This window comes from Actinoplanes sp. HUAS TT8 (assembly GCF_051380535.1).
Lineage (GTDB): Bacteria > Actinomycetota > Actinomycetes > Mycobacteriales > Micromonosporaceae > Actinoplanes.
The window spans coordinates 773,910-795,375 of record NZ_CP195646.1; the positions used below are offsets into that span (position 1 = coordinate 773,910).

General features: G+C 72.2%; 18 protein-coding genes. 5 read left to right on the forward strand and 13 right to left on the reverse strand.

The window, feature by feature from the left end; all coding sequences use genetic code 11:
- Positions 1-4: 4 nt before the first annotated feature.
- Both ACSHV8_RS03415 and ACSHV8_RS03420 read left to right on the forward strand, forming a co-directional pair.
- Positions 5-1,246, forward strand: coding sequence for a vWA domain-containing protein (locus ACSHV8_RS03415; protein ID WP_436529258.1), 1,242 nt, complete (start codon positions 5-7; stop codon positions 1,244-1,246).
- Positions 1,247-1,340: 94 nt separating this feature from the next.
- Positions 1,341-1,610 carry a hypothetical protein gene (locus ACSHV8_RS03420; RefSeq protein ID WP_436529260.1) on the forward strand — a complete coding sequence of 90 codons (270 nt, stop codon included), beginning with the start codon at positions 1,341-1,343 and terminating at the stop codon, positions 1,608-1,610.
- A gap of 21 nt (positions 1,611-1,631) precedes the next feature.
- Here the strand turns inward: ACSHV8_RS03420 and ACSHV8_RS03425 are convergent, their stop codons facing one another.
- The gene (locus ACSHV8_RS03425) at positions 1,632-2,207 is read right to left on the reverse strand and encodes a TetR family transcriptional regulator (protein ID WP_436529262.1); all 576 of its coding nucleotides are present in this window, start codon (positions 2,205-2,207) and stop codon (positions 1,632-1,634) included.
- 64 nt (positions 2,208-2,271) lie between these two features.
- On the opposite strand from ACSHV8_RS03425, the gene ACSHV8_RS03430 reads away from it, so the two are divergent.
- The gene (locus tag ACSHV8_RS03430; RefSeq protein WP_436529264.1) at positions 2,272-3,054 is read left to right on the forward strand and encodes an SDR family NAD(P)-dependent oxidoreductase; all 783 of its coding nucleotides are present in this window, start codon (positions 2,272-2,274) and stop codon (positions 3,052-3,054) included.
- Here ACSHV8_RS03430 and ACSHV8_RS03435 read toward each other — a convergent pair.
- Positions 3,051-4,007, reverse strand: a complete 957-nt coding sequence (locus ACSHV8_RS03435) for a LysR family transcriptional regulator (protein WP_436529266.1) — start codon at positions 4,005-4,007, stop codon at positions 3,051-3,053. The genes ACSHV8_RS03430 and ACSHV8_RS03435 overlap by 4 nt on opposite strands.
- 72 nt (positions 4,008-4,079) lie before the next feature.
- On the opposite strand from ACSHV8_RS03435, the gene ACSHV8_RS03440 reads away from it, so the two are divergent.
- Complete coding sequence (locus tag ACSHV8_RS03440; protein WP_436529267.1) at positions 4,080-4,844, forward strand: alpha/beta fold hydrolase; 765 nt, start codon at positions 4,080-4,082, stop codon at positions 4,842-4,844.
- A 728-nt stretch (positions 4,845-5,572) separates the two neighbouring features.
- Here ACSHV8_RS03440 and ACSHV8_RS03445 read toward each other — a convergent pair.
- Positions 5,573-7,237: a tannase/feruloyl esterase family alpha/beta hydrolase gene (locus ACSHV8_RS03445; protein WP_436529269.1), complete on the reverse strand. Its 1,665-nt coding sequence runs from the start codon at positions 7,235-7,237 to the stop codon at positions 5,573-5,575.
- Between the two features lie 497 nt (positions 7,238-7,734).
- Here ACSHV8_RS03445 and ACSHV8_RS03450 point away from each other — a divergent pair, with 497 nt between their 5' ends.
- Positions 7,735-9,171, forward strand: a complete 1,437-nt coding sequence (locus tag ACSHV8_RS03450; RefSeq protein WP_436529271.1) for a DUF4407 domain-containing protein — start codon at positions 7,735-7,737, stop codon at positions 9,169-9,171.
- On the opposite strand, the gene ACSHV8_RS03455 is transcribed toward ACSHV8_RS03450, so the two are convergent.
- From ACSHV8_RS03455 to ACSHV8_RS03500, 10 genes are all read right to left on the reverse strand, one after another.
- Positions 9,162-10,874, reverse strand: coding sequence for a hypothetical protein (locus ACSHV8_RS03455; RefSeq protein ID WP_436529273.1), 1,713 nt, complete (start codon positions 10,872-10,874; stop codon positions 9,162-9,164). The genes ACSHV8_RS03450 and ACSHV8_RS03455 overlap by 10 nt on opposite strands.
- The gene (locus ACSHV8_RS03460; RefSeq protein ID WP_436529274.1) at positions 10,871-12,649 is read right to left on the reverse strand and encodes a hypothetical protein; all 1,779 of its coding nucleotides are present in this window, start codon (positions 12,647-12,649) and stop codon (positions 10,871-10,873) included. The genes ACSHV8_RS03455 and ACSHV8_RS03460 overlap by 4 nt, the downstream gene beginning before the upstream one ends.
- Positions 12,646-12,936, reverse strand: coding sequence for a hypothetical protein (locus ACSHV8_RS03465; protein WP_436529275.1), 291 nt, complete (start codon positions 12,934-12,936; stop codon positions 12,646-12,648). Before ACSHV8_RS03465 ends, ACSHV8_RS03460 begins: the two co-directional genes overlap by 4 nt.
- Positions 12,937-12,938: 2 nt before the next feature.
- Positions 12,939-14,330 (reverse strand): hypothetical protein, encoded by a 1,392-nt coding sequence (locus ACSHV8_RS03470; protein WP_436529277.1) that lies wholly within the window; start codon positions 14,328-14,330, stop codon positions 12,939-12,941.
- Positions 14,323-14,994, reverse strand: coding sequence for a hypothetical protein (locus ACSHV8_RS03475; protein ID WP_436529279.1), 672 nt, complete (start codon positions 14,992-14,994; stop codon positions 14,323-14,325). Before ACSHV8_RS03475 ends, ACSHV8_RS03470 begins: the two co-directional genes overlap by 8 nt.
- Complete coding sequence (locus ACSHV8_RS03480) at positions 14,994-17,726, reverse strand: FtsW/RodA/SpoVE family cell cycle protein (protein WP_436529281.1); 2,733 nt, start codon at positions 17,724-17,726, stop codon at positions 14,994-14,996. The genes ACSHV8_RS03475 and ACSHV8_RS03480 overlap by 1 nt, the downstream gene beginning before the upstream one ends.
- A gap of 125 nt (positions 17,727-17,851) precedes the next feature.
- Positions 17,852-18,817 carry a VOC family protein gene (locus ACSHV8_RS03485; RefSeq protein ID WP_436529283.1) on the reverse strand — a complete coding sequence of 322 codons (966 nt, stop codon included), beginning with the start codon at positions 18,815-18,817 and terminating at the stop codon, positions 17,852-17,854.
- The gene (locus ACSHV8_RS03490; RefSeq protein WP_436529284.1) at positions 18,810-19,880 is read right to left on the reverse strand and encodes a 4-oxalomesaconate tautomerase; all 1,071 of its coding nucleotides are present in this window, start codon (positions 19,878-19,880) and stop codon (positions 18,810-18,812) included. The genes ACSHV8_RS03485 and ACSHV8_RS03490 overlap by 8 nt, the downstream gene beginning before the upstream one ends.
- Positions 19,877-20,554, reverse strand: a complete 678-nt coding sequence (locus tag ACSHV8_RS03495) for a 4-carboxy-4-hydroxy-2-oxoadipate aldolase/oxaloacetate decarboxylase (RefSeq protein WP_436529285.1) — start codon at positions 20,552-20,554, stop codon at positions 19,877-19,879. Before ACSHV8_RS03495 ends, ACSHV8_RS03490 begins: the two co-directional genes overlap by 4 nt.
- A complete protein-coding gene (locus tag ACSHV8_RS03500; RefSeq protein ID WP_436529286.1) occupies positions 20,551-21,276 on the reverse strand; it encodes a PIG-L deacetylase family protein in 726 nt (241 codons plus the stop codon). Before ACSHV8_RS03500 ends, ACSHV8_RS03495 begins: the two co-directional genes overlap by 4 nt.
- Positions 21,277-21,466: the final 190 nt, after the last annotated feature.

Here is a 21,466-nt window from a genome sequence, read left to right on the forward strand (position 1 = left end):
CCCGATGGCGCCCAGCACGAACAACGGCTCACCGCACGGTCCCCGCCGGGTGCTGCGCGGGGCGGACCGGGCGGCTTTCGCGGTCGCGCTCGTGGAGCGGCTCCGGCGGGCCGGGGTGGCGGCCGGGCTGACCGAGACCGGCGACCTGATCCGCGCGCTGGCCAGCACGTCGACCCGGTCGCGGGACGAGATCTACTGGATCGCCCGGGTGACGCTGGTGCGGCGGCACGCCGACCTGCCCGCGTTCGAGCGTGTCTTCGCCGCCGTGTTCGACGACGTCACGCCGCTGCCGCTGACCCGGGACGCCGTCCCGGCCGGGGGCGGTGAGGACGACGTACATCTGCCTGTTCCTGATGCGAACCCGAAGGGCCGGGCGAACGGCGGGCTGCCGTGGGCGACGCTGCCGCCGCCGGTGGAGGCGCGCGACGAACCGGGGGAGGACGACCCGTCCGTACCCGAAATGCGGCCCAGTGCCCTCGCCGCGCTCGCCGAACGACCTTTCGCCGAGCTCGACGCCGCGCGGCTGGAAGCCCTGGCCGGGGTGCTCGCGGCCGAGCTGCGCCGGTGGCCGTCGCGTCGCAGCCGGCGGCACGCGGTCGATCCTCGCGGGCACCGTATCGACCTGCGGCACACGATCGCGCAGTCCCGCCGGACCGGGTTCGAGCCGCTGACCGTGGTCCGCCGGCGGGCCGTGCGCCGGCCGCGCCGGGCCGTCCTGCTCTGCGACGTGAGCGGCTCGATGCGGGCCCAGACCGACGCCTACCTGCACCTGATGCGCGCGTTCACCACGGTCACGCGGGCCGAGGTGTTCGCGTTCGCGACGACGCTGACCCGGCTGACCCCGGCGTTGCGGCGGCCGGGGATGCGGGAGGCCGTCACGCACGCGTCCGAGGTGGTGACCGACCGGTTCGGGGGCACCCGCATCGCCTCGAACCTGGCCGCGCTGCTCGACTCCGACCACGGGAACCTGCTGCGAGGTGCCCTGGTCCTGATCGCCTCGGACGGCTGGGACAGTGATCCGCCCGAGCGGATGACCGCCGCGATGAGTCGTCTTCAGCGCCGGGCGCACCGGGTGATCTGGTTGAACCCGCGGGCCGGGGAGCCGGGTTTCGCTCCGAAGGTCGCCGGGATGGCGGCGGCGCTGCCGTTCTGCGACCTGATGCTGCCGGCCGCTACCTTCGGTGACCTGGTCGTTGCGGTGCGCGCGATGCTCGGCGCACATTCTTCAAGTTATAACGCGATTTAACCGGAAAATTTATGGCCGAAGACACGTAACTTTCTCCGCACGGGCGGCGCATGCTGCAGGTAGAGCAAGTGTTGGTTGCGAAGGAGTCGCCGTCATGTTGCTGCAGAAGAGCCCTGCCGAACGCCCGCGGGGAAACGTCACCCAGTCGCCGTCGGCCTTCGCGTCGAGCCGCGCCTATCCACCGATGACCTGGGATCGCCCGAGTCTGGGCAAGTCCGTCGCCGAGGGGCTGGGCGGGATCGGCCGGGCCATGGGCGCCGCCGTCCTGACGGTGGCGGCGCTGATCGTCGTCGGCATGGTCATTGCGTACGTGTTGACGACCGTCGTGCACGCGTTGGGAATCGACGCCTCCGGCGGTTACTGAGACGTCGAGGTGAACCGCAGATCACGGGCGCAGGGCGGCCGCGGCCGAGTCGAACAGGTCCTCCAGCGGGACCGACCCGTCCGCCCTGGTCCACGCCTCCCCGGCCACGTCCAGGCACGTGATCGCGCAGGCGACGAGCGCTTCCGCCCGTACGTCCAAAGGGTTTGAAGGATCGGCGCCGAGCCGGCGCCGCAGCTCGGGCACCAGCGACGCCTGCCACTGCAAGTGCTTCTCGATGTGGCGGGCGCGCAGGGACGGGGTCTCGTACATCATCCGGGAGATCTTGAGCATGGTCGCGGCGTCGTAGGCCTCGTCCTTGATCGCGTGGAACGCGTTCCGCAGCGCGGTCCACGGGTCCTCGTCGGCCGGGCGCTCGGCCAGGGCCCGGGCCGCGAGCTCGCCCTTGGAGCCCAGGTCACCGAGGACGATGTCCTCCTTCGTCCCGAAATAGCGGAAGAAGGATCGCCGTGAGATCCCGCTGGCCTGGGCGATGTCGTCGATCGTGGTCGCCTCGAAGCCGCGGGTCAGGAACAGCTCCATCGCCTTCTGCGCGATCTCGCCGTAGACCGCCTGGCGGGTGCGGTTCCAGAGAGTCATGCCGGCAGTCTAGCAGTCGGTGCCCGCTTGGCACTGAGTGCCAGATGGGCATAGGATGCCGGATATGAAGAATCAGACCGTCCTGATCACCGGCGCCAGCGCCGGCCTCGGCGCCGAGTTCGCCCGCCGCCTCGCCGCCCGCGGCGCGAACCTGGTGCTCGTCGCCCGCCGGGCCGACCGCCTGGAGAAACTGGCCGCCGAGCTGACCGGCGTGCGGGTCACCACGATCGCCATGGACCTCGCCGTCCCGGATGCCGGCGCCGCACTGAGCGCGGCCGTCGCCGCCGAGGGCGTGACCGTCACCAGCCTGATCAACAACGCCGGCTTCGGGACGCAGCAGACGTTCCACGAGCGGGACGCCGCGCACGTCGACAACGAGGTCGCGCTCAACGTGTCCAGCCTGGTCAGCATCACCCACGCGTTCATCGACCGGCTGCGCGCGGGCGACGGCTTCCTGATCAACCTGGCCAGCGTGGCCGCGTTCCAGCCGAGCCCGCGGATGGCCGTCTACGGCGCGACCAAAGCGTTCGTGCTCAGCTTCACCGAGGCGCTCTGGTACGAGAATCGTGGCTCCCGCCTGCGCGTCATGGCAGTCTGCCCGGGCGCCACCGAGACGGAGTTCTTCGAGGTCGCCGGCCAGGGCGCGGACGGTGGCACCCGCCGGATGCGGGCCGATCAGGTGGTCGACCAGGCGATGCGCGCGCTCGACCGGCGCAACCCGCCGCCGGTGCTCGTGACCGGCGGCATGAACAAGGCGTCCACGGTCGCCGTCCGGTTCTTCAGCCGGCGCCTGGTGACCCGCGCGGTCGGGATGATGATGGACCGCTCCTACAAGAAGGCGGCCTAACTCCAGAGCGTCACGTGCACCGACGGCCGGAACCGCCCCACGTGCACCCCGGCCCCGCGCATCATCGCCTGCAACGCCCGCGGGGTCGTCGCGAACCGGGCCAGCTCGGCCGCCGAGGCCGGCGCACCCGGATCGGCCAGCGTGAACGCGTGCCACACGTCGTCCAGCGTGGTGTGCGGCCCGCTGAACTGCACCAGCCGCCCGGCCCGGATCTCCGCCGCGACGGTGAAGTTGAGCGCGGCGGCCACCCCGCGACCGCGTTTCGCCTCCTCCAGCGCGGCCGCGTGACTCTGGAAGATCTGCTGATGCTCGTCCGGCACCGACAGCCGGCGCAGCAGCATCCGGATCGCGCTGCCGTCGGCCGCCGCCGACGGCCCGAGCAGCCACATCTGCTCGCGCAGCTGCCGCGCCGACGGCTGGGTGCCCGCGAGCGGATGATCCGGGCCCGCGACCAGCACGATCCGATAGTTCATGACCGGCCGCCCGCTGATCGCCGGATCCGGGACCTTGGGCGCCGGCCCGATCGCGATGTCGATCGCCCGGCTCTGCAACAGCGAGGCGAACGCCGCCGGATTCCGCACACTCAACTCCACGTCCAGGTCGGCGGCCCGCCCGGCGAACAGCTCGATCAACCCGGGCGCGGCCTGCTCGGCGAAGAGGCTCGACGCGCCGACCCGCAACAGCCGCCGCCCGCGGCCGGCCGCGCTCACCTCCAGGACCGTGATGTCCTGCAGGCCGAGCAGCTCGGCGGCCCGGCTGGCCAGCCGCAACCCGCCCGGGGTGAACGCCAGGCCGCTGGCCGTCCGCGTGAACAGCTGATCGCCGAGCTCCTTACGGAGCTGCCCGATGTGGAGCGAGACGGCTGCCTCGGACACCTCCAGGTGCGCGGCGGCCAGCTTGACCGAACCGAGGCGGACAACCGCCGAATACGCCCGTAACTGAGTGGGGGTCACAACGCTGCCATCCCCCTATGGAGTGACCGTGAGCTCTCCCGAAATCTAGCGCACATGCTGGATGATCTCGGCATGTCGACATTCCGATCCAGCGATGGCGTCGAGATCTTCTACGAGATCTGGGAGAACCCGTCCGACCGGCCGCCGGTGCTGCTGCACCACGGCTTCATCGCGGACGGGCGGACCAACTGGGTGCTGCCCGGCGTCGTCGCCGCGCTGACCGCCGCCGGCCGTCGCGTGGTGGCGATCGACGCGCGCGGCCACGGCCGCTCCGGCAAACCCCACGACCCGGCCCTCTACGGCGAGTCCCGCATGGCCGGCGACGTGATCGCGCTGCTCGACCTGCTCGGCATCACCGAGGTCGACCTGGTCGGCTACTCGATGGGCGCGATCGTCTCGCTGCTCACCACGATCCGCGACCCCCGCGTACGCCGCCTGGTCGTCGGCGGGGTCGGCGCCGGCGTCGTCGAGGTCGGCGGCCTCGACACCCGCGTGATCGGCGGCGAACGCCTCCTGCACGCCCTGCGCACCGACGACCCGACCACGGTCACCGACCCGGCCGCGGCCGGCTTCCGCCAGTTCGTCGAAGCCGTCGGCGGCGACCGCCTGGCCCTGGCCGCCCAGGCCGCCGCCGTCCACGCCGCCCCCATCCCCCTGGAGATGATCAAGGTCCCGACGCTGGTCCTGGCCGGCACCTCCGACCCACTCGCGACCCGCCCGGAAATCCTGGCCGAGGCGATCCCCGGCGCCGCCCTGCACACGGTCCCCGGCGACCACATGTCGGCCCTGCGCGCGCCCGACTTCGTGCCCACGCTCACTGATTTCTTGAACAACTGACATTTGCGCGTACGGGGTGAGCGGACACGCCCGCCCAGCCGACCTAGCACACCCGGCCCCGGTTCGGTGGTTGTCCACAGAAGCGGGTTGTCCACAGGCCGGCCCGCCGCCCGCCCACTTTTCCGCGATAATGGTCGGCGGGCGGTCTGCCCCCTCGGTTGGGGTGGGGACCGGAACTCGGCCCGCCTGATCTCACAGCATGCCGTCGTCCCGCCCGGTCCCGCCCGTCGCCCGTCGCCCGTCGGCGGCCTGCGGTTGCGGCCTGTGCTCCCGCCTGCTCGTCGGCGGTCGCCTCCTGGCGGCCGCGCGGCTCGGAATGCCACATACCCGTGGCCGTCCCCGACGGCTGTCGCCGGGTGCACTTCCCAGCCCGCCCTCCGGGCATTGTTCCCAGCCGGTCGCGGTCGCCACCAGCCGTGTTGACCACCACCAGCACCAGCCGACCTGGGCGAGCTGGTGCTGGCGGCTGTCAGTGAGCCCTGTTGTCGACCGTCAGCGCCAGCTGGGCAGGCTGAGCTGGTGCTGGCGGTTGTCAGCGAGCCCTGTTGTCGACCGTCAGTGCCAGCCGGCCAGGCTGAGCTGGTGCTGGCGGCTGTCAGCGAGCCCAGATGACGACCCTCAGCGCCAGCTGGGCGGGCTGAGCTGGTGCTGACGGCTGTGTCTGGGCGACGCCGCCCGGCCCGATCGAGCGCCCCGCAGCCGCACCGGCTGTCACGGGTACGCCCGCGTCAACCGCAGACGAGCCTGCCGTCCACCACCCGGCACGTCTTCTGATACCCGTGGGTGTAGAGAGCCGCCCCCACCCACGAATACCCCACCGCCGATTCCCGCCGAGGTGTCACCGCCACAAAGTTGGCCTGGTCATCGGTGCTGCCCGTGCCGTCGTACCGCGCCACCCGCGGATACGGATAGACCGGCCGTGTCCGCCCGGTCGTCGACGCCACGATCTTGAACGGGGTGGCACCGGTCTCCACCCAGGACATCACCGGTGTCAGGACGTCGAACGTGTTGGGTCCGACGCCGCCACCGCAGTGGGCCATGCCGGGGAGCAGGTACAGCTCGGCGAAGCTGTCGACGGTCCGCGCCCCCATCGTCGTGCGCATGGCGTCCCAGTAGTTCAGTGTCGCCTGCGGCGAGATGTGCTGGTCGGACCATCCGTGCCAGAGGATCAGTTTGCCGCCGGAGCGCCGGAAGCGGCTCAGGTCCGGGTCGGTCGCCGACAGATAGTCCGAGGTCTGCACGGTCGTGCGGAACGACGCGATGGTGAACCGCAGGTCGGTCAGTTGATAGGTCGGGTCGGCCACGTTGCGGTAGGCCAGGTACCGCAGGAACGACAGCGCGATGTTCTCGCTGAACGTCACCTGCCCCTGGGCGGCCGGCACGAACAGGGTCCAGTCCAGCTCGGAGCCCCATTCGTGGGAGATCTCCTGTTCGAGCCGGTTGCCGTGCGCGTCGGTGGCACCGTCGTGCAGGCGGCGGACGACGGCCGCCTGCGCCGGGGTCAGGCAGTTCGCCGTGTCCGGGCAGACGATGGTGTTCGGATCGAACCGGCAGTTCCGCGGATCGTCGAGCACCCCGTCCACCAGGCCGTCGAGCCCGTCGCACTTGCGCAGCACAGCCGCGTGGATCAGCGGCAGCTTGTCGGCGAGCAGGATGTAGTTCCCGTCGGCGTCCTTGTTGGCCAGCACGTTCCACGCGTGGTGGAACGTGTTCTGCACGACGATGTTGCCGGCCGGCGCCCCGGCCGCGATACCGTCGAAGTCGTCCGGGTAGCGTTGCGCCTCCATCAGCGCCTCGCGTCCGCCGTCCGAGCAGCCGTCGAAGTAGCTGTAGGCCGCCGCCCGCCCGTAGAAGTGCCTGATCAGCGCCTTGGCGACCTGCGCGGTCACGTGCACGCCGCGGTAGGCGAAGTCGATCAGCGCCTGCGGATTCCCGGCCGCCCACGATCCGTCGTTGAGTCCCTGGTGACCCATGTCGGTGGTGGCGCTCGCGATCGTCCCGTCGGTCACGGGTTCGCAGGTCGCCGCCTGCGTGTACCCGATGGTGGCGCTCCCGCACAGCCCGCCGCACCCGGTCTGCAGGTAACGCTGCGTCCACCCCTGGGTCGGCAGCCGCATCACGAACGTGTTCGCCGGCGCGATGGTGCCGACCACCGAGCAGTACGGCGCGGGCGCACCCGCGCTGGTCACGGTCGCCGACCGGATCGTCACGGGCGCATCGGTGGCCCCGCTCAGATCGAGCCGCGCGACGGCGGCGCAGTCCATCACGGGCCGGACCGCCTTCAGGCCGGCCAACCCGGAATGACCGGAAGCGATCGCCGGCGAGCCGCCACCCGGCAGCAACAGTGTGGTGACAGCCAGAAGAACGGTCGCCCGCCGGAGGGCACCGCGCACCGGCCGGTTCACCGTAGCCACCGGACCGTGCTCGGACCGGATCGGGACGTATCTGGGCTGGTCAAGGCCGCAGTGGACATGCGGGATCTCCCGTCATCGACGTTGGTGACATCCCTGGCGCCAGAGCTGGTACTTCGTTGCCGCAACGTGTCAAACGATAAGTCTCGATACACTCCCGAAACAAGATGGCGACCAAAATTGTCAACAATCTAGTCCCCGTAGAAGCGCTGCTAGATCCACTACAAACCCCGCGACCACTCGGATTGTCAATCATCCAGCGCGCCGCCTGCTCTGCTTCCCGACCCCAAAACCGATTTCCCCGTACGGCAACAAGAGTCCGAACGGCCCGCGACCGTCCGGCGTCGCGACGCGCGTGCCCGGGTGGCCAGGGCGGCGGTGGTGACGACGTACGGGAAATGAGGTTTTGAAGGTTTTGAAAAGCTCTGCCATCACATCGGGGGATTTCCGGTGATCTGCGAATCACCGATGCTCATGTAGTGGCGCGTTTCCTGATCTGGCTCTCCGGCGCCGACGTCGAAACCCTGGCGCGCAGCCCGCGGGAGCGGCGCAAGTTCTCCGGGCTCGGCGGCGTCGTGCTGACCACCGCGTGCATGGCCGCCATCTCGGCCGGGTTCGCGCTGCACAACGGCGCGCGGGCCCCGCTCTGGGCGGCGCTCCCGGTGGCTCTGCTCTGGGGTCTGGCCATCGCCAACCTGGACCGCTGGCTGGTCGCCGCCGCGTCCCGCCGCGAGCACTGGTGGCAGAACCTGTTCACGCTGCTGCCGCGCCTGCTGCTGGCCCTGGTCATCGGCGCGGTGGTCTCCACCCCGCTGGTGCTCTGGATCTTCCAGCGCGAGATCCAGGCCCAGCTCACCGTCGACCAGCAGGCCGACCGCAACCGGTTCGAGACGGCGCTGCGCGCGGACACCCGGTTCGCGGCCATCCCCGGTCTGGAGTCCGAGGTGGCCCGGCTGCAGCGGGTCGCGGCCGGCGCCGAGATCGACGACGTGGTCGGCCAGGATCCGGCGGTGGTGGCGGCCAAGGCCGATTTCGATCAGATCGACAAGCGGTGGACGCAGGCCGAGGCCGACGCGCTGTGCGAGTTCGACGGCAGTTGCGGCTCCAAGCGCAAGGGCGGTGGCTCGGCCTATCAGAAGAAGCTGCAGTACGCCCGTGACCTGCGCATCCAGCGTGACGCGGCGTCGGCCAAGCTGGACGCGGCCCGCAATGCCGCGCTGGCCCGGCAGACCACGGCGAGCACCGGGCAGCAGGCCGACGCCCGGGGTGGCCTGCCCGCCAAGCAGGCCGAACTGGCCCGGCTCAAGCAGCTCAAGGCCGCCGAGGAGGACAGCTACCTGGTCGACAGCCGCAACGACCGGGGACTGCTGGCGCAGATCGAGGCGCTCAGCGAGATCACCGGGCGCAACGGGACGCTGAAGACCGCGTACCTGACGCTGCTGCTGTTCATCACCGCCGTCGAGATCCTGCCGGTGTTCACGAAGTTCCTGCTCAACATCGGCCCACCGACGCCCTACGACCAGATCTTGGCGGCCGGCGAGAAGTCCGACGTGGAGCTGGCCACGACCACGCTCAAGGTCGAACGCGAGCAGCGGGAGAAGGAGTTCGCCGAACGCTCCGAGCGGGAGGCGACCATCGGGGCCGAGCTGCGGGACAAGGAGCTGCGCCGGTGGCGGGCCGGTGAGCTGCGGCGGCTGAGCGGCCGGCCGGACGCGACGCCGGCCCGGCGGCCCCGGACCGGTTCGCGCTCCGAGCGGACGACGACGGCCGGCTACAACGACTGGCCGGACGACGAGCTCGGCGGCCGGACCACCGGCGGCCGGACGACGGTGCTCGGCCCGGGCCCGGCGGCGGCCGACGGCGGGGGAGACGAGGACGGCACCGACAGCGTGGGCTGGCGTTTCCGTCAGGACTGACCCGGAGGGTTGCGCGGCGGCTCCCGCTCGATCTGCGTGGGCGGGGAAGGCGACGTCGCGGCCGGTGAGGGTGTCCGGGGCCCGGGATCGGCCGGCTTCGGGTCCGGCGCCAGGATCAGGATGACCACCATCGCGGCCAGCGTGACCACCGCGACCGCGGCCACGGCCAGGGTGTTGGTCCGGCTCCAGCCGCCGGCGTCGGCGGTCTCGGCCGATCGCTCCGGCACCGGGACGGCGACCGGCGGGCGGTTGATCAGGTCGCGCAGCTCGGCCGCGGTCCGGTGGTCGCCGCCGCTCAGCGACCGGATCAGATCCTCGGTCGTCTCCAGCGGCAGCGGCGGCAGCTCCCCGGCGATCTCCCGGATCAGCTGGACCGGCACCCGGCACAGCCGCAACTCGTCGCGGGCGGCCGCGGTCACCTGATGATGGCGGCGCAGCTCGCTGACGATCACGTCGGTCCGGATCGGGAACAGTTCGGGCGCGTCGGACACGAGCAGCCCGGCCGAGAGCAGCCACTCGCGGGCCGACACCAGGTCCAGCGACGACTTCCAGGGCCGGCGCGAACGCCACCAGTGCTGGGCGTGTTCGCGCCGCTCGTCCGGCGTGCACACGGTCATCAGCAGGTCGGCGAGCCGGGCGAGCCACACGTCCGAGCCCGGGTCGCGGCCGGTCGGCAACCCGAGCGGGTTCTGGTCGGTCCGGTCCTGGGCCTGGATCAGGCCGGCCAGCAGTTCGCGTTCCAGCGCCGACTCGATCCCCGGCATCTCGGTCAGGATCCGGCGGGCCTGCTCGGGCTGCTCGGCCGCGGCCTTGCGCACCTTGTCCAGGTGGCGGCCCCGGACCAGCTCCTCACGGCCGTGCCGGCCGCCGAGCATCTCCAGGACCTCCTCCTGGCGCACCGGCAGGGCGGTCCCGCGGCCCTGCCGGATCAGCTCGATCAGGCTCATGTCGCCGCGCCGCCGCCCCGGGTGGGGCCGGCCCTGCGCGGCGCGGACCACCAGCCGCTCGAAGCTCTTCTCGGCCGCCGGGTCGTCCAGGTAGGCGGCCACCTGCTGAGGGGTGACCGCGCCACCGGCGAACGTCTGCCGCACGGCCCGCCCCAGATCCGGCTCCCATTCGTGGAAGTCGTCCGGCCAGCGCCCGGCGACGACCCGGGGGCTGCCCGCGCCCGGCGGCTGCAGCAGGCAGGTCGACCACGACCAGCGGCGGGCCTCGGTCTCCGGCACGATCCCGAGCGCGCGGCGGATCACCCAGGCGGTGTCCGCGGGCGGCCGGGCGATCGGGATGACCCGCTGCCCGAGCAGCACCCCGCCCAGCACGACGCTCAGCAGGCCGGGCGGCGGTTCCTCGGCCGGCGGGTCGCTCGGCTCGGCGACCTCCAGGACGCCGCGCTTCCAGCTCTCGTACGCGTCCATCCCGGGCGGGGCGAAACCGAAACGACAGGCGCCGGCCACCCCGTACGGGCCGCGCCGCCCCTGGACCACGAAACACCAGGTCTTGGCGTTGCCGACCGGCACCCGGCGCAGCGTCCAGACCGGGTGGTCGCCGGTGCGGCGCAACCCTTCGGGCGGCTGGCTCAGGTCGTCGTGCAGCAGCGCCTCGGCCGCCGCCCAGTACTCCGGCCCGACGTCACCGGAGTCGCGCCCCTGCGGGCTGAAGCCGGTCCCGGTCACGTCGGCCCACTCCACCTTGACCATTCTCATCGGCGCGCCCTCTCCAGCACGGCCAGCAGCAGCTGGGTGAGCCCGGCGGCCCGTTCGTTGATCGGCGGGAAACTCTCGTCCGGGTCGCGCGGCTCCAGCTGCTCGTCGTTCTTGGCGACCGGGACCGTGGTCAGCGGCGAGCACAGGAAGTAGCGCAGGGTCAGCCACGCCTCCTGGTGCATGCTGTTCAGCGCGTCGCGCTGGCCCAGCGCGAACGCGATGCCGCACCCGACCGTGGACATCACCAGGTCCCGTAGCAGGACGTGGCCGTCGGTGCCGGGCCGGCGGGCCGAGTCGAGATGTTCGTCGAGCGACGGGATCCGCAGTGCCTGCGGATGTTCGGCGATGCTGCCGGCCGGGATGTTCACCTTGGTCTCCAGACCGTCGTGGACCAGGTTCCAGAACTCGGTGTCGGCCGAGTAGTGCCGGACCAGCCCGGCGGCGATCTGCTCGACCCGGCGGCGGCGCCCGGACTCGGGCGCGTTGAGCGAGCCGAGCAGGTATCCGAGCAGCTGGCCGGCCCCGGCGTCCGGGGTCAGGCGCCCGGCCGACCAGCGGTTCAGGGTGAAACCCAGGTACGTCGCGGCGCCGGCCATCACCTCGCCGGGCGCGCCCAGCCCCTCCAGGCCGCAGCCCTTGCGCAGCGCGGCCCGGATCAGGTCGCACTTGCTGATCGTGATCAGCATCTGCAGCGGGCGGCCCTCGGCGTCGGCGATCGGCCCGTCGATGACGGTGATCTTCTCGCCGATCCGGTTCTGGATCGCCTCCCGGTTCACCCGGACCGTGTCGGCGCTCGACCGGTCCACCGTGCCGGGCCGCAGGTTGCCGCCGAGCTGCAGCGACTTGTCCAGGTTGGGGTCCTCGGCCAGCCGCATCCAGCGGCGCGAGCCGGAGGCCACGGCCGGGTCGAGCACCCACATCAGCGCGTCGAACGAGCGCAGCATCCGCGACTCGCGCCGGTTCACGCCGTCCTCGGTGAACAGCTCGCCCGGCAGGTCGGCGATCCCGGTCCAGGTGCGGTGGTCGCCGCTGTCGGTGCGCAGCACGAGCGGCTGCCGGAAACCCTTGCCCCAGTTGTCGGCCCGCCGGCCGCCGTCCAGCACGACCTTGCGGACCATGGACTGGATGGCGTTGAGGGCGCGCGGGAAGCGCCGCTGCATGATGCCGAACGGGTAGGCGGCGCTCTCGGTGCCGCTGGGGTGGATGGCGGTGCCGTCCTTGCGGGTCATGTCGTACCGGTCGGTCCAGGTCCGGGTCGGCAGCTTCTCCAGCGGGCTCAGCTCGCGCGGCCGGATCCGGGCCGGGTCCTGCTCGGCGTGCCACGAACCGCGCATGTCCAGGTTCTGATGCAGGGTCCGGATCAGCAGGTACGTCTTCCCGCTGGCCGGCGATCCGACGGTCGCCACCACGTTGAAGTCGTCGACCCGCTGCCGCACGTCGCGGTGGCGTTGCGTCCCGCTGTGGAAGGCCGGGGTCGCGTCCGGGAAGATGTGCCCGTCCCCGCAGAGCAGGTAGACGTAGTCCACCGAGTGCGGGTTGAACGGCGGGTCGGTCGACTCGGCCGGCGGGTAGTTCCCGGCCAGCATGGTGACCCGCCACCCGGCCGGTCCCTGCCCGGTCGAGTCGTCCACCTCCAGCCGGAACGACGGCGAGTGGACGAACCGGCCGGTCTCCCGGTCGATCGGCGGCGCGGTGTCGCCCAGCGCCGAACCGCAGACCGGGCAGTGCGTGCCGAACCGGCGGGCCACGTCGTCGCGGGGCGTGCGGGCGCTCACGACAGCGCCCGGATGGTGACGAACGTGATCACGGCGCCGAGACCGCCCAGGGTGACTCCGACGGCCGTACCCCAGCGCCGTCCTTCTCGGGCCGCGACCGCCAGATAACCGGCGACCGCGAGCCTCACCTCCGCCAATTCGTCGTCCTCCCGAGCTTCCGGGCCGGTGTCCAGCCACCGGCCGAATTTGTGCTGGTACGGCGCGAACGTGTCCTCCGGGTGGCCGCACCGCTCGGCCACCCGGCGGCGCAGGGCGGCCCGGAGACGGTCCGGCAGATCGGTGAGCACGGCTACCGTCCGATCACGAACGCGCCGAGCGCGACCACCGCCGCGCCGCCGGTCAGCCCGGCCCCCCAACCCCACGCGGCCAGGCGGAACCGGCGGGCCGCGGTGGCCTGCGCCCCCTGCGCGATCGCCGAGTAGGCCAGCCGCACCCGCTGGTTGCGCCCGGCCGGATGGGCCCGCGCGGCGATCCGCACCCGCTCCACCTCGGCGTCGCTGACCAGCCCGGAGATCGGAACGGCGGTGCGCCGGACGGCCCGTACCGGGTCCCCGCAGCGGGCCTCGGCGGCGCGCACCCGGTCCAGCCAGCCGGCCGCCCAGGGCGCCGGATGTTCGAGCGCGATCTGCCCGTGCGGCCCGGTCCCGAACGGTTCGGCCAGCACCTCGCGCAGCGGCTGCCACCGGTCGTCCGGCCAGAGCGCGGCCAGGGCCCGGGCCACCCGGTCGCCGCTGTCGGCGATCCGGCCGCCGTCGCGGTCCTCCGGGTCCTCGGCCAGCAGCACCCGGTCCACCCACTCGCGCCCGGCCAGGGCGCTGAGCAGCACGGTCAGGAATCCGAAGCGGTCCTGGGCGTAGAGCAGGCCGGCCGAGAGCGCGTGGTCGCTCTCCCGGATCCCGCGGTACGCGTACCGCGGCGACGACCGCACCCGTGGCGGCGGCGGGTCGGCCCGGGTCGCCGCGTCGGTGTCGATGAGCACGTAGTCGGTGCGGCCGCCGTACGTGCAGCGGCACACGTTGTCCGGCTTGATGTCGCAGTGCACCCAGCCGTTGCCGTGCAGATGGTCGAGCCCGGCGGCCAGGGTGGCGAACGCCTCCAGGTGCTCGGTGGCCGGGTGCGAGTTGGTGTCCTCCCAGGTCAGCTCGTCGATCCGCGGGGAGACGGCGAACAGGATCTCCTCGGGGCGCACCGTGGTGCCGAGCCAGTCCGGCAGGTGCCGCCGCAGCCGGGCGACGATGTCCTCCTCGGAGGCGCCGAGCACCGTCCGGACGAAGTCGTCGATCTTGTCCAGGCCGCCGTCGCCACGGACCACCTGCACCGGGACGACCGCCCAGGGCGGCTCGATGGCCTGCCGGCGGCGCGGCGCGGGCAGGTAGCTGTTGACCCGCTGCAACGCGGCCGCCTGCTGGTGCAGATGCCGGCGCAGCAGGCCGGCGTCGGGCCCGCTGGCGCAGCGGTAGATCTTGACGTGCCAGTGCCGCCAGCCGTCGCTCTCGTTGTCGGCGGTGGTGAAGATGACCTCGGCCTCGATCTTGACGAGCCGGCCGCCCGAGTCGTCCGGGCGGACCGCGAAGTCGACCTGTTTGGGCGGGCCGGAGCGGGGCGGGGCGATGATCAGGTGGGCCCGCCGGGAGAATCCGTCGATCTCGATCGTCAGTGGACGGGGGCCGGGGTCAGACATGGTTTCCCTCCCAGTCGACGTGGTAGCGCAGCACGGTCACGGCGTCCCGGTCGTGGTACTCGATCTCGCCGGCCGCCCCCGCCCCGACCGGTCCGCCCGGGTGCAGGTCGACGCCGTCCACCCGGATCCGGTAGCGCGGGCGCTGCCCGGACCGGGCGAAGTCGAGCCGTCCGCGGTGGTTGCGCACCAGCAGCAGGGGACCGCGGGGCAGCCAGGCCGCGTAGGCCGGCAGCGGCAGTTGCCCCGGCCCGGGCAGCCGGCCGACGGCCAGCCAGTGGGCGGCGGCGCCGATCCGGCACGGCCAGACGAACGTCCGGTCGTAGCGCAGGGTCAGCACCGCGACCGAGAAGTCCTCGGCGGCCAGCGGCTGGGTGTCCTCGGCGGACGGGGTGCCGGAGGTGACGTCGAACCGGTGCCCGGGCGGCGGCAGCCCGGTGGCGACCGGGAAGCCGATCGACTGCACGTCGGCGCCGGGCAGCAGGTTGCGCACGTGGTCCTGCGCGGTCCCGTGGATCCACTGCACGGTCTCGGGGGTCAGCGTCCGTACGGTCGTCACCACGATCCGCACGCGCAGCCCCCGAGTGTCCCGCCCGGACGCGTTGTGCAGGTTGCACCAGGTCTCGATCGCTTCACGGAAGGCGTGCCGGACGTCGCGTTCGTGCATCACCGGTCTCCGATCCAGGTGCGTAGCGCGGCGAGGATCCGCCCGGTCCGGTCGTCGGCCACGGCCGCGTCCGGGGTGTCGACCCGCACCGCGAACGCGACGGTGCCGGGCTCGGCCCAGCCGGTGCTCCAGTGCGCCGAGCCGTCGGCCCGGTTCCGCAGCCGCAGCCCGTCGACCGGCAGGTAGGAGCCGGGGAACACACCGTCCGGGGCGGCCACCTCGGGACCGGTCGGGACCTTCTCGGTGATCCCGGTGGCCGGGTAGGTGACGCTGTCGACCAGGCGCGGGCGCACCGGCCGGCCGCCCTGGGCGACGGCCCCCGCGCCGGCCGCGGCGTCGAGCGTCGGGCCGGGGTCGGCGGCCGGCGGATCCGGTTCGGTGTACGACAGACGCCAGCAGCCCTTCTGGCCGCCGCCGTCCCGGGACCGGCGCACGCAGGACGGGTCCCGCTCGGAGTCGTGGACCAGGTCGCCGGGCTCCGGCCGTACGTAATAGGGGTGTTTCCCGGCGAAATCCTCGGCGGTCTCGTCGTCGACCGGGGGCGCGTGGCGGGTCGTCCGGTTGTCGGCGCGGGCCAGGACGCGCCCGTCGGTGAGGTCGAGGACCGCGACCGAGGCCGGCACGTCGCCGCGCGCCGCGACGGCCAGCGCGTGCTGCAGATCGGCGTCGAGGGTCAGCGCGAGACCGCCGTCGACCCGGTCGCGCTCCGGCGGCAGCAGGCGGCGGCTCAGCCGGGCGCCCGCCGAGAAACCGGTCACGCCCGGGTAGTCGCTCTCCAACTGCCCGGTCAGCCCGGCCACGTCGTCCCCGGTCAGCCCGCCCGGCTGGTCCGGCTCCCAGCGGTGGGTCGGCCGGTCCAGGACCAGGCGGTGATCGCCCGGGAAGGTGAGCGCAACCCGGGTCCGGGCCAGCGCGATCCGGTCGGTCGAGCAGGTCCTCGGGTCGGGCGGGTCGGTCTCCAGCCCGGCCCGGTCGGCCGGTCGGCCCGGGCAGAGCGGGCGGCGCTGGGAGTAGACCCGCAGCCCGGCCGGCGCCGCGTACGGCACGAGCGTCAGCACCACCACGATCCCGCCCAGCACCCCGGCGGTCGCGGTCGTGCTCACCACCCGCCGCGGCGCCGCGGTCGCCGGCATCGACCGGCGCGCGCCGGCCAGCACGATCACGACCCCGATCAGCAGGGCCAGGGTCGACTGCCCGCCGCGGGACAGCAGCGGCGCCGGGATGCCGGTGTGCGGGACCACGTTCGCCGTCGTGGCCAGCACGAACAGGTACTGCCCGGCGATCATCGCGCCCAGCCCGGCCGCGAACAGCCGGGCCGTCCGGTCGTGCTCGGCCGCCCGGACCAGACCGGCCGCGAGGATCAGCGTGAGTGCCCCGGCGGCGATCACCACGAGCGCGCCGAGCTTGTTCCAGACGACCGCGAGGACGAAGTCGGTCGCGCCGGCCGAGACCTGGCCGGACACCCGGTCCCGGACGCCGTTGCCCCACAGCCCGCCGTCGGCGGTGGCCGCGAGGGCCCGGGCGAGCTGGGAGTCCTCGCTCTCGGCGTCGGCCTTGAGCGAGCGCAGGCAGGCCACCCGGCCGGGCGGGACCGCCACGTCCGGCGGCACCGCGACGATCACGCAGGCGGCGTCCCAGCGGAACCGCCACGGATCGCTCCAGACCCGGCCGCGCTCGCCCACGTAGTTCGTGCCGAACAGCGTCACCATCCCGCCGATCAGCACCACCGCGATGCCGATGAACAGGCGATAGGCCAGGACGAGCCGGACCGCGGGCGGCTCGGGCTCGCCGGCCACCCGGTCCCGGTCGATGTTGTACCGGGTCGCCGACCAGGTGACGCCCATCGTGATCAGCGCGGCGGGCACGATCGTGCCGAAGTCGTGCCGCAGCCCGCTGGCCACCGCGACCAGCCCGAACAGGGCGATCGGGACCAGCAGGAAGCGGCTCGCGCGGTAGCTCGCGACCAGCGCCGGCCGCCGCCACAGCCCGCCCGGGGCGCGGTGGATGCGCAGCAGGGAGCGGAACAGGCGGACGTCGTGGAACCGGTAGCCGTCCCGGGCCACCAGCACCGCCAGGGCGCCGCAGAGCAGCAACTTGCCGTACTCCGGGGTGGCGATCGGGCCGAGCGTCAGAGCCGGCCCGCCCGCGCCGGTCAGCAGTGGCAGCAGGAAAGGCGCCGCGACCGCCGGCGCGATCCAGCCCGGAGGCCACTGCGGGAGCCGCTTCGGGAAAAGGCGAATGCGATTCCGGAAATGGAGCGCGACAATCACGATCAGCAGGCCGAGCAGCGGTTGGATCAAAACCGACCAGGCCGTACGGAGATTGTCCGCCCCGAGCGCCGCCGAGAATCGCACCCGAGGATCGGGCGCCACCACCAGCCGGACCGCGAGCAGCAGTCCGAACTGGAGCAGCAGCGTCCCGCCGGTCAGCACGGCCAGCACCGGCCCGCGGATCGACCCGTCGTCGCACCGGGTCAGCCGCCGCCCGTGGTGCCCGAGCACCAGCGCGACCGCCGTGACGGCCGGCACCCACAGTGCGTAGGCGGCCCCGGCCAGGAAGAACGGCACCGCGACGAGCACGTGCGGCACCCAGAGGAACAGCCCGTCGGCCCGGGTGAGCGCCGGCACGCGCAGCCGTGGCCGGAAGAGCAGGCGGCCGGCGGCGACGGCGGCCCACCCCAGACCGGCGAGGACGAGAAGCCCGTCACGCGCCGGCCCGGCCAGCAGATCCATGATGAGGAGCCCGTTGTTTTTCAGGCCCTCAGGATATCGGCGGAAAACGCGCGATTAACGCTCGCGGGTGACCGCCGATCGGCTATTGTTCCCGTTTATCGAAAACCGATTGTGCTGAATATATATCAGGCCCATTCCGATTCGGCGACCGGCGGCGTCCCGTGCGTGTGGAACGTCTCGATGGTCTTCAACCCCCAGGCCTGGCCCTTGGCCCGCTCGGCCTCGGTCCAGGTGACCACCTCGTGGTCCGGGGCGAGCAGCAGACGGGCCCCCGCGTTGCAGAGCTCGATGCGGTTGCCGCCGGGCTCGTAGACGTACAGGAAGAACGTCTGCTGGATGGCGTGCTTGTGCGGCCCGGTCTCGATGTGGACACCCGCCTCCAGGAACACGTCGGCCGCCCGCAGGATGTCCTCGCGGGTGTCGGTGGCGAACGCGATGTGGTGCAGCCGCCCCTTCGAGCCGGTCCAGTCGCGGGTGTAGACGACGTCGTACGACTTGTCGCTGAACGTGTACCAGACCGCGGCCTTCACGCCGTTGTCCAGCACGATCTGCTCGCTGGCCCGCCCGCTGAGCGTCTCGCTCAGGAACGTCTCGTTCTCCGGCACGTCCCGGGCCAGGAAGTTGACGTGGTCGAGCCGGCGCACGTTGGAGCCACGGCCGGGGAACCGGGCCGCCTGGTTCTTCAGCGACGGCCGGCTCTCGTCCGAGGCGACGTACCGCTGGGTCTCGAAGTAGAGGCCGAACCGGTGCCCGTCCGGGTCGGTGAAGTGGTAGACCGGCCCGTAGGCGGGCTCGTCCTTGCTCCACCCCTCACCGAGGCCGGCCGCCTCGATCGCCGCGACCCGCCGCTCCAGGGCCTCCGGGCTGCGCGCGCGCAACCACAGGCGCCCGATCCCGGACGTGTCCGCCGCGGTCACCTTGAGCGAGAACTTCTCGTAGTCGTCCCAGGTGTGCAGGTAGACGCTGTCGCCACGACGATCCACGACCTCCATCGCCATCTGGTCGGTGAAGAATCGCACGGTGTCGTCCAGCACCGGGCTGAAGAGCTCGACCGCGGAGACGTGCGCGACGTCGCGAAGGCGTTCAGTCATGGTCAGACTCCTGACGAGGGTGGACCTGCCCCTCCAGGAGCAGGCGCGCGGTGCTCACGACGGCCGAGCGGCCGACCGTGATCCGATCGCCGGCCGCCTCGACGTCGATCACCACGTCGTAGAAGCCGGTCGGATGTTCGATCCGGATCGTCTCCGGAAGATCATTCAAGAAACACACGCTTCCCGGTACGGCAACAGCGGTCCCCACACTCACCGCGGCCAGCACCCCGATCGAGGCGTGGACCCGGTGCGGGATGAACATGCGGGTGCTCAGCGCCCCACCGTGCGCCGGGGGCGCGACCAGGCACATCTTCGGCACCGTAGCGGCGGCGACGTCGCCCAGCCCCATCAGCCGGCCGGCGATCAGGCGCAGCTCCTCGACCCGGCGCCGCAGCTCGCCGTCCGCCTCCAGCTGGGCCGGGGACTCGTAGCCGGAGACACCCAGGTCGCCGGCGTTCATCAGGACGACCGGCATGCCGTTGTCGACGCAGGTGGCGGGCACGCCGTCCAGGTCGTCGAGGACCCGGCCGGTCGGCAGCAGGCCGGGCGCGACCGAACCGGCGGTGTCCCGGAACTCCACCTCCAGGCGGGCGGCCGTGCCGGGCACACCGCTCAGCGCGGTGTCGCCGGTGTAGCGCACGCGGCCGTCCGGGGTCGGCACGGTCACGACGGCCAGGGCGCCGGTGTTCACCATCCGTACGCGAACAGGCGTTTTTTGATCGTGAGCTTTGACCAGACCGCGCTCGATCGCGAACGGGCCCACGCCGGCCAGGATGTTGCCGCACGGCTGTTCCGCGCTGACGATCGGCTTGTCGACCTGGACCTGCAGGAACAGGTAGTCGACGTCCGCCTCCGGGTCGTCCGAGGGGCTGATCACGGCGACCTTGCTGGTCAGCGGATGCCCGCCACCGATGCCGTCGATCTGCCGGGGATCGGGCGAGCCCATGATCGCCAGCAGCAGCCGGTCCCGCTCGGCCGGGTCGGCCGGCAGGTCCTCGGCGCGGAAGTAGGCGCCCTTGGAGGTGCCGCCGCGCATCACCAGAACGGGAACCGGCGCGGTCATCGGTACTCCACTCCCAGCTGCTCCAGGAGCGGCCGCAGCTTGTACATGTCCACGCCCAGCTCGCCGGCTTGCAATCTGAGTCGTTTGTCCGATTCGTTGGCGGTGCGTTCTGCCGCTTTTCTCAGGACATCCGCGGCTCTTTCGCGCGGGATGACGACAATCCCGTCGTCGTCAGCCACGATCGCATCCCCCGGATTGACCACCTGACCGCAGACCGTGACCGGAACGTTCACACTTCCCGGGCTGGCCTTCACCGTCCCCTGCGGGCTGATCGCCCGCGTCCACACCGGAAAGCCCATCTCCCGCAGCTCGGCCGCGTCCCGCACCCCGGCGTCCATGATCACGCCGATCGCGCCGTGCGCCCGCAGCGACGTGGCCAGCAGGTCACCGAGCATGCCGTCGGTCGACGGCGAGGTGGTGGTGATGACCACGACGTCACCGGGCCGGACCGTCTCCACCGCCGCGTGGATCATCAGGTTGTCGCCCGGATGGCAGGAGACGGTCACCGCCGGGCCGGCGATGCGCGCGCCCTGCTGGAGGGGCTTTATCTCCGGCCGGAACGCGCCGCGGCGCCCGTCCGCCTCGTGCACGGTCGAGGCGCCCTGCTCCTGCAGCCCGCGCGCAATGTCGGGATCGACCCGGGGGAAGTCCCGGACCACCACGTGACGGCTCATGACAGCTCCTGCGTGACCTGCGGGTAGATGCGCATGTAGGCCTCGGCCCGGGTCTCGTTGGGCAGGCCCAGGTTCGGCCCGGAGTTGCGGGCCGCCTGCAGGCCGCGGCGGGCGCCGAGCTCGGTGTAGTACGCGTGCAGGTGCTTCTGCGCGGCCAGGACCTGCATCGCCTCGCGCTTGCGCTCCCACACCTCGGTGACGTCGAGCAGCACGTTCGGCACGAAGCCGCACTGCTCGGGCTGATGCGGCTCGAAGCAGAACACCGGCGGCGCGCCGATGACCTCGCCCGGCCCCTCCACCCCGGGCGCCTGCGCGAGCACCCGGGCCTTGAGCGCGATCTGGTGCGCGAACGCGTGGTCACCGTTGTACGGATCGGCCGGCGCGTGCGTCAGCACCACGCCCGGCTGGACCTCCCGGTACAGGTCGATCAGGCCCTGCAGCAGCTCCGGTGTCTCGACCAGCGGGTAGTCGTTCGCGTCGAAGAACCGGACCTCGGCGCCGAGCACCTTGGCCGCCTCCTCGGCCTCCTGCCGGCGGACGGCCTTGACCTGGTCGAGGTTGTACCCCTTGCGCCACAGCGACGCCGACTCGCCACGCTCGCCGAAGCTCATGCACCCGATCACCACGCGCCGGCCCCGCGAGGTGGCCAGGGCGATCGCGCCCGCCGCGCGCCAGACGAAGTCACCGACGTGCGCGGTGAGTACCAGGGTGGAATCGGTCATTGCGGCTCCCCATCGTCTGTCCCGTCCGCCGATATGATTGTCAACAACGTCCCCGAGGGGCGTCGTCGCCAGCACCACCCTAGGTCAGCCACCCAGCCGAAACAATTGTTGACAATCCTGTCGCCAACCTGAAATCGTCTGGTTCGCGATGCTGAGTTCGTCGATGCTCCGAGATACCCGGGAGACAACG

What these genes read in the sequence shown, in the direction of transcription:
- ACSHV8_RS03495 (WP_436529285.1), bottom strand. Translation starts at nt 20,554, where the DNA reads ATGAGCCGTCACGTGGTGGTCCGGGACTTCCCCCGGGTCGATCCCGAC.
- ACSHV8_RS03415 (WP_436529258.1), top strand. Translation starts at nt 5, where the DNA reads ATGGCGCCCAGCACGAACAACGGCTCACCGCACGGTCCCCGCCGGGTG.
- ACSHV8_RS03490 (WP_436529284.1), bottom strand. Translation starts at nt 19,880, where the DNA reads ATGACCGCGCCGGTTCCCGTTCTGGTGATGCGCGGCGGCACCTCCAAG.
- ACSHV8_RS03480 (WP_436529281.1), bottom strand. Translation starts at nt 17,726, where the DNA reads ATGGATCTGCTGGCCGGGCCGGCGCGTGACGGGCTTCTCGTCCTCGCC.
- ACSHV8_RS03420 (WP_436529260.1), top strand. Translation starts at nt 1,341, where the DNA reads ATGTTGCTGCAGAAGAGCCCTGCCGAACGCCCGCGGGGAAACGTCACC.
- ACSHV8_RS03425 (WP_436529262.1), bottom strand. Translation starts at nt 2,207, where the DNA reads ATGACTCTCTGGAACCGCACCCGCCAGGCGGTCTACGGCGAGATCGCG.
- ACSHV8_RS03430 (WP_436529264.1), top strand. Translation starts at nt 2,272, where the DNA reads ATGAAGAATCAGACCGTCCTGATCACCGGCGCCAGCGCCGGCCTCGGC.
- ACSHV8_RS03455 (WP_436529273.1), bottom strand. Translation starts at nt 10,874, where the DNA reads ATGAGAATGGTCAAGGTGGAGTGGGCCGACGTGACCGGGACCGGCTTC.
- ACSHV8_RS03475 (WP_436529279.1), bottom strand. Translation starts at nt 14,994, where the DNA reads ATGCACGAACGCGACGTCCGGCACGCCTTCCGTGAAGCGATCGAGACC.
- ACSHV8_RS03500 (WP_436529286.1), bottom strand. Translation starts at nt 21,276, where the DNA reads ATGACCGATTCCACCCTGGTACTCACCGCGCACGTCGGTGACTTCGTC.
- ACSHV8_RS03470 (WP_436529277.1), bottom strand. Translation starts at nt 14,330, where the DNA reads ATGTCTGACCCCGGCCCCCGTCCACTGACGATCGAGATCGACGGATTC.
- ACSHV8_RS03440 (WP_436529267.1), top strand. Translation starts at nt 4,080, where the DNA reads ATGTCGACATTCCGATCCAGCGATGGCGTCGAGATCTTCTACGAGATC.
- ACSHV8_RS03485 (WP_436529283.1), bottom strand. Translation starts at nt 18,817, where the DNA reads ATGACTGAACGCCTTCGCGACGTCGCGCACGTCTCCGCGGTCGAGCTC.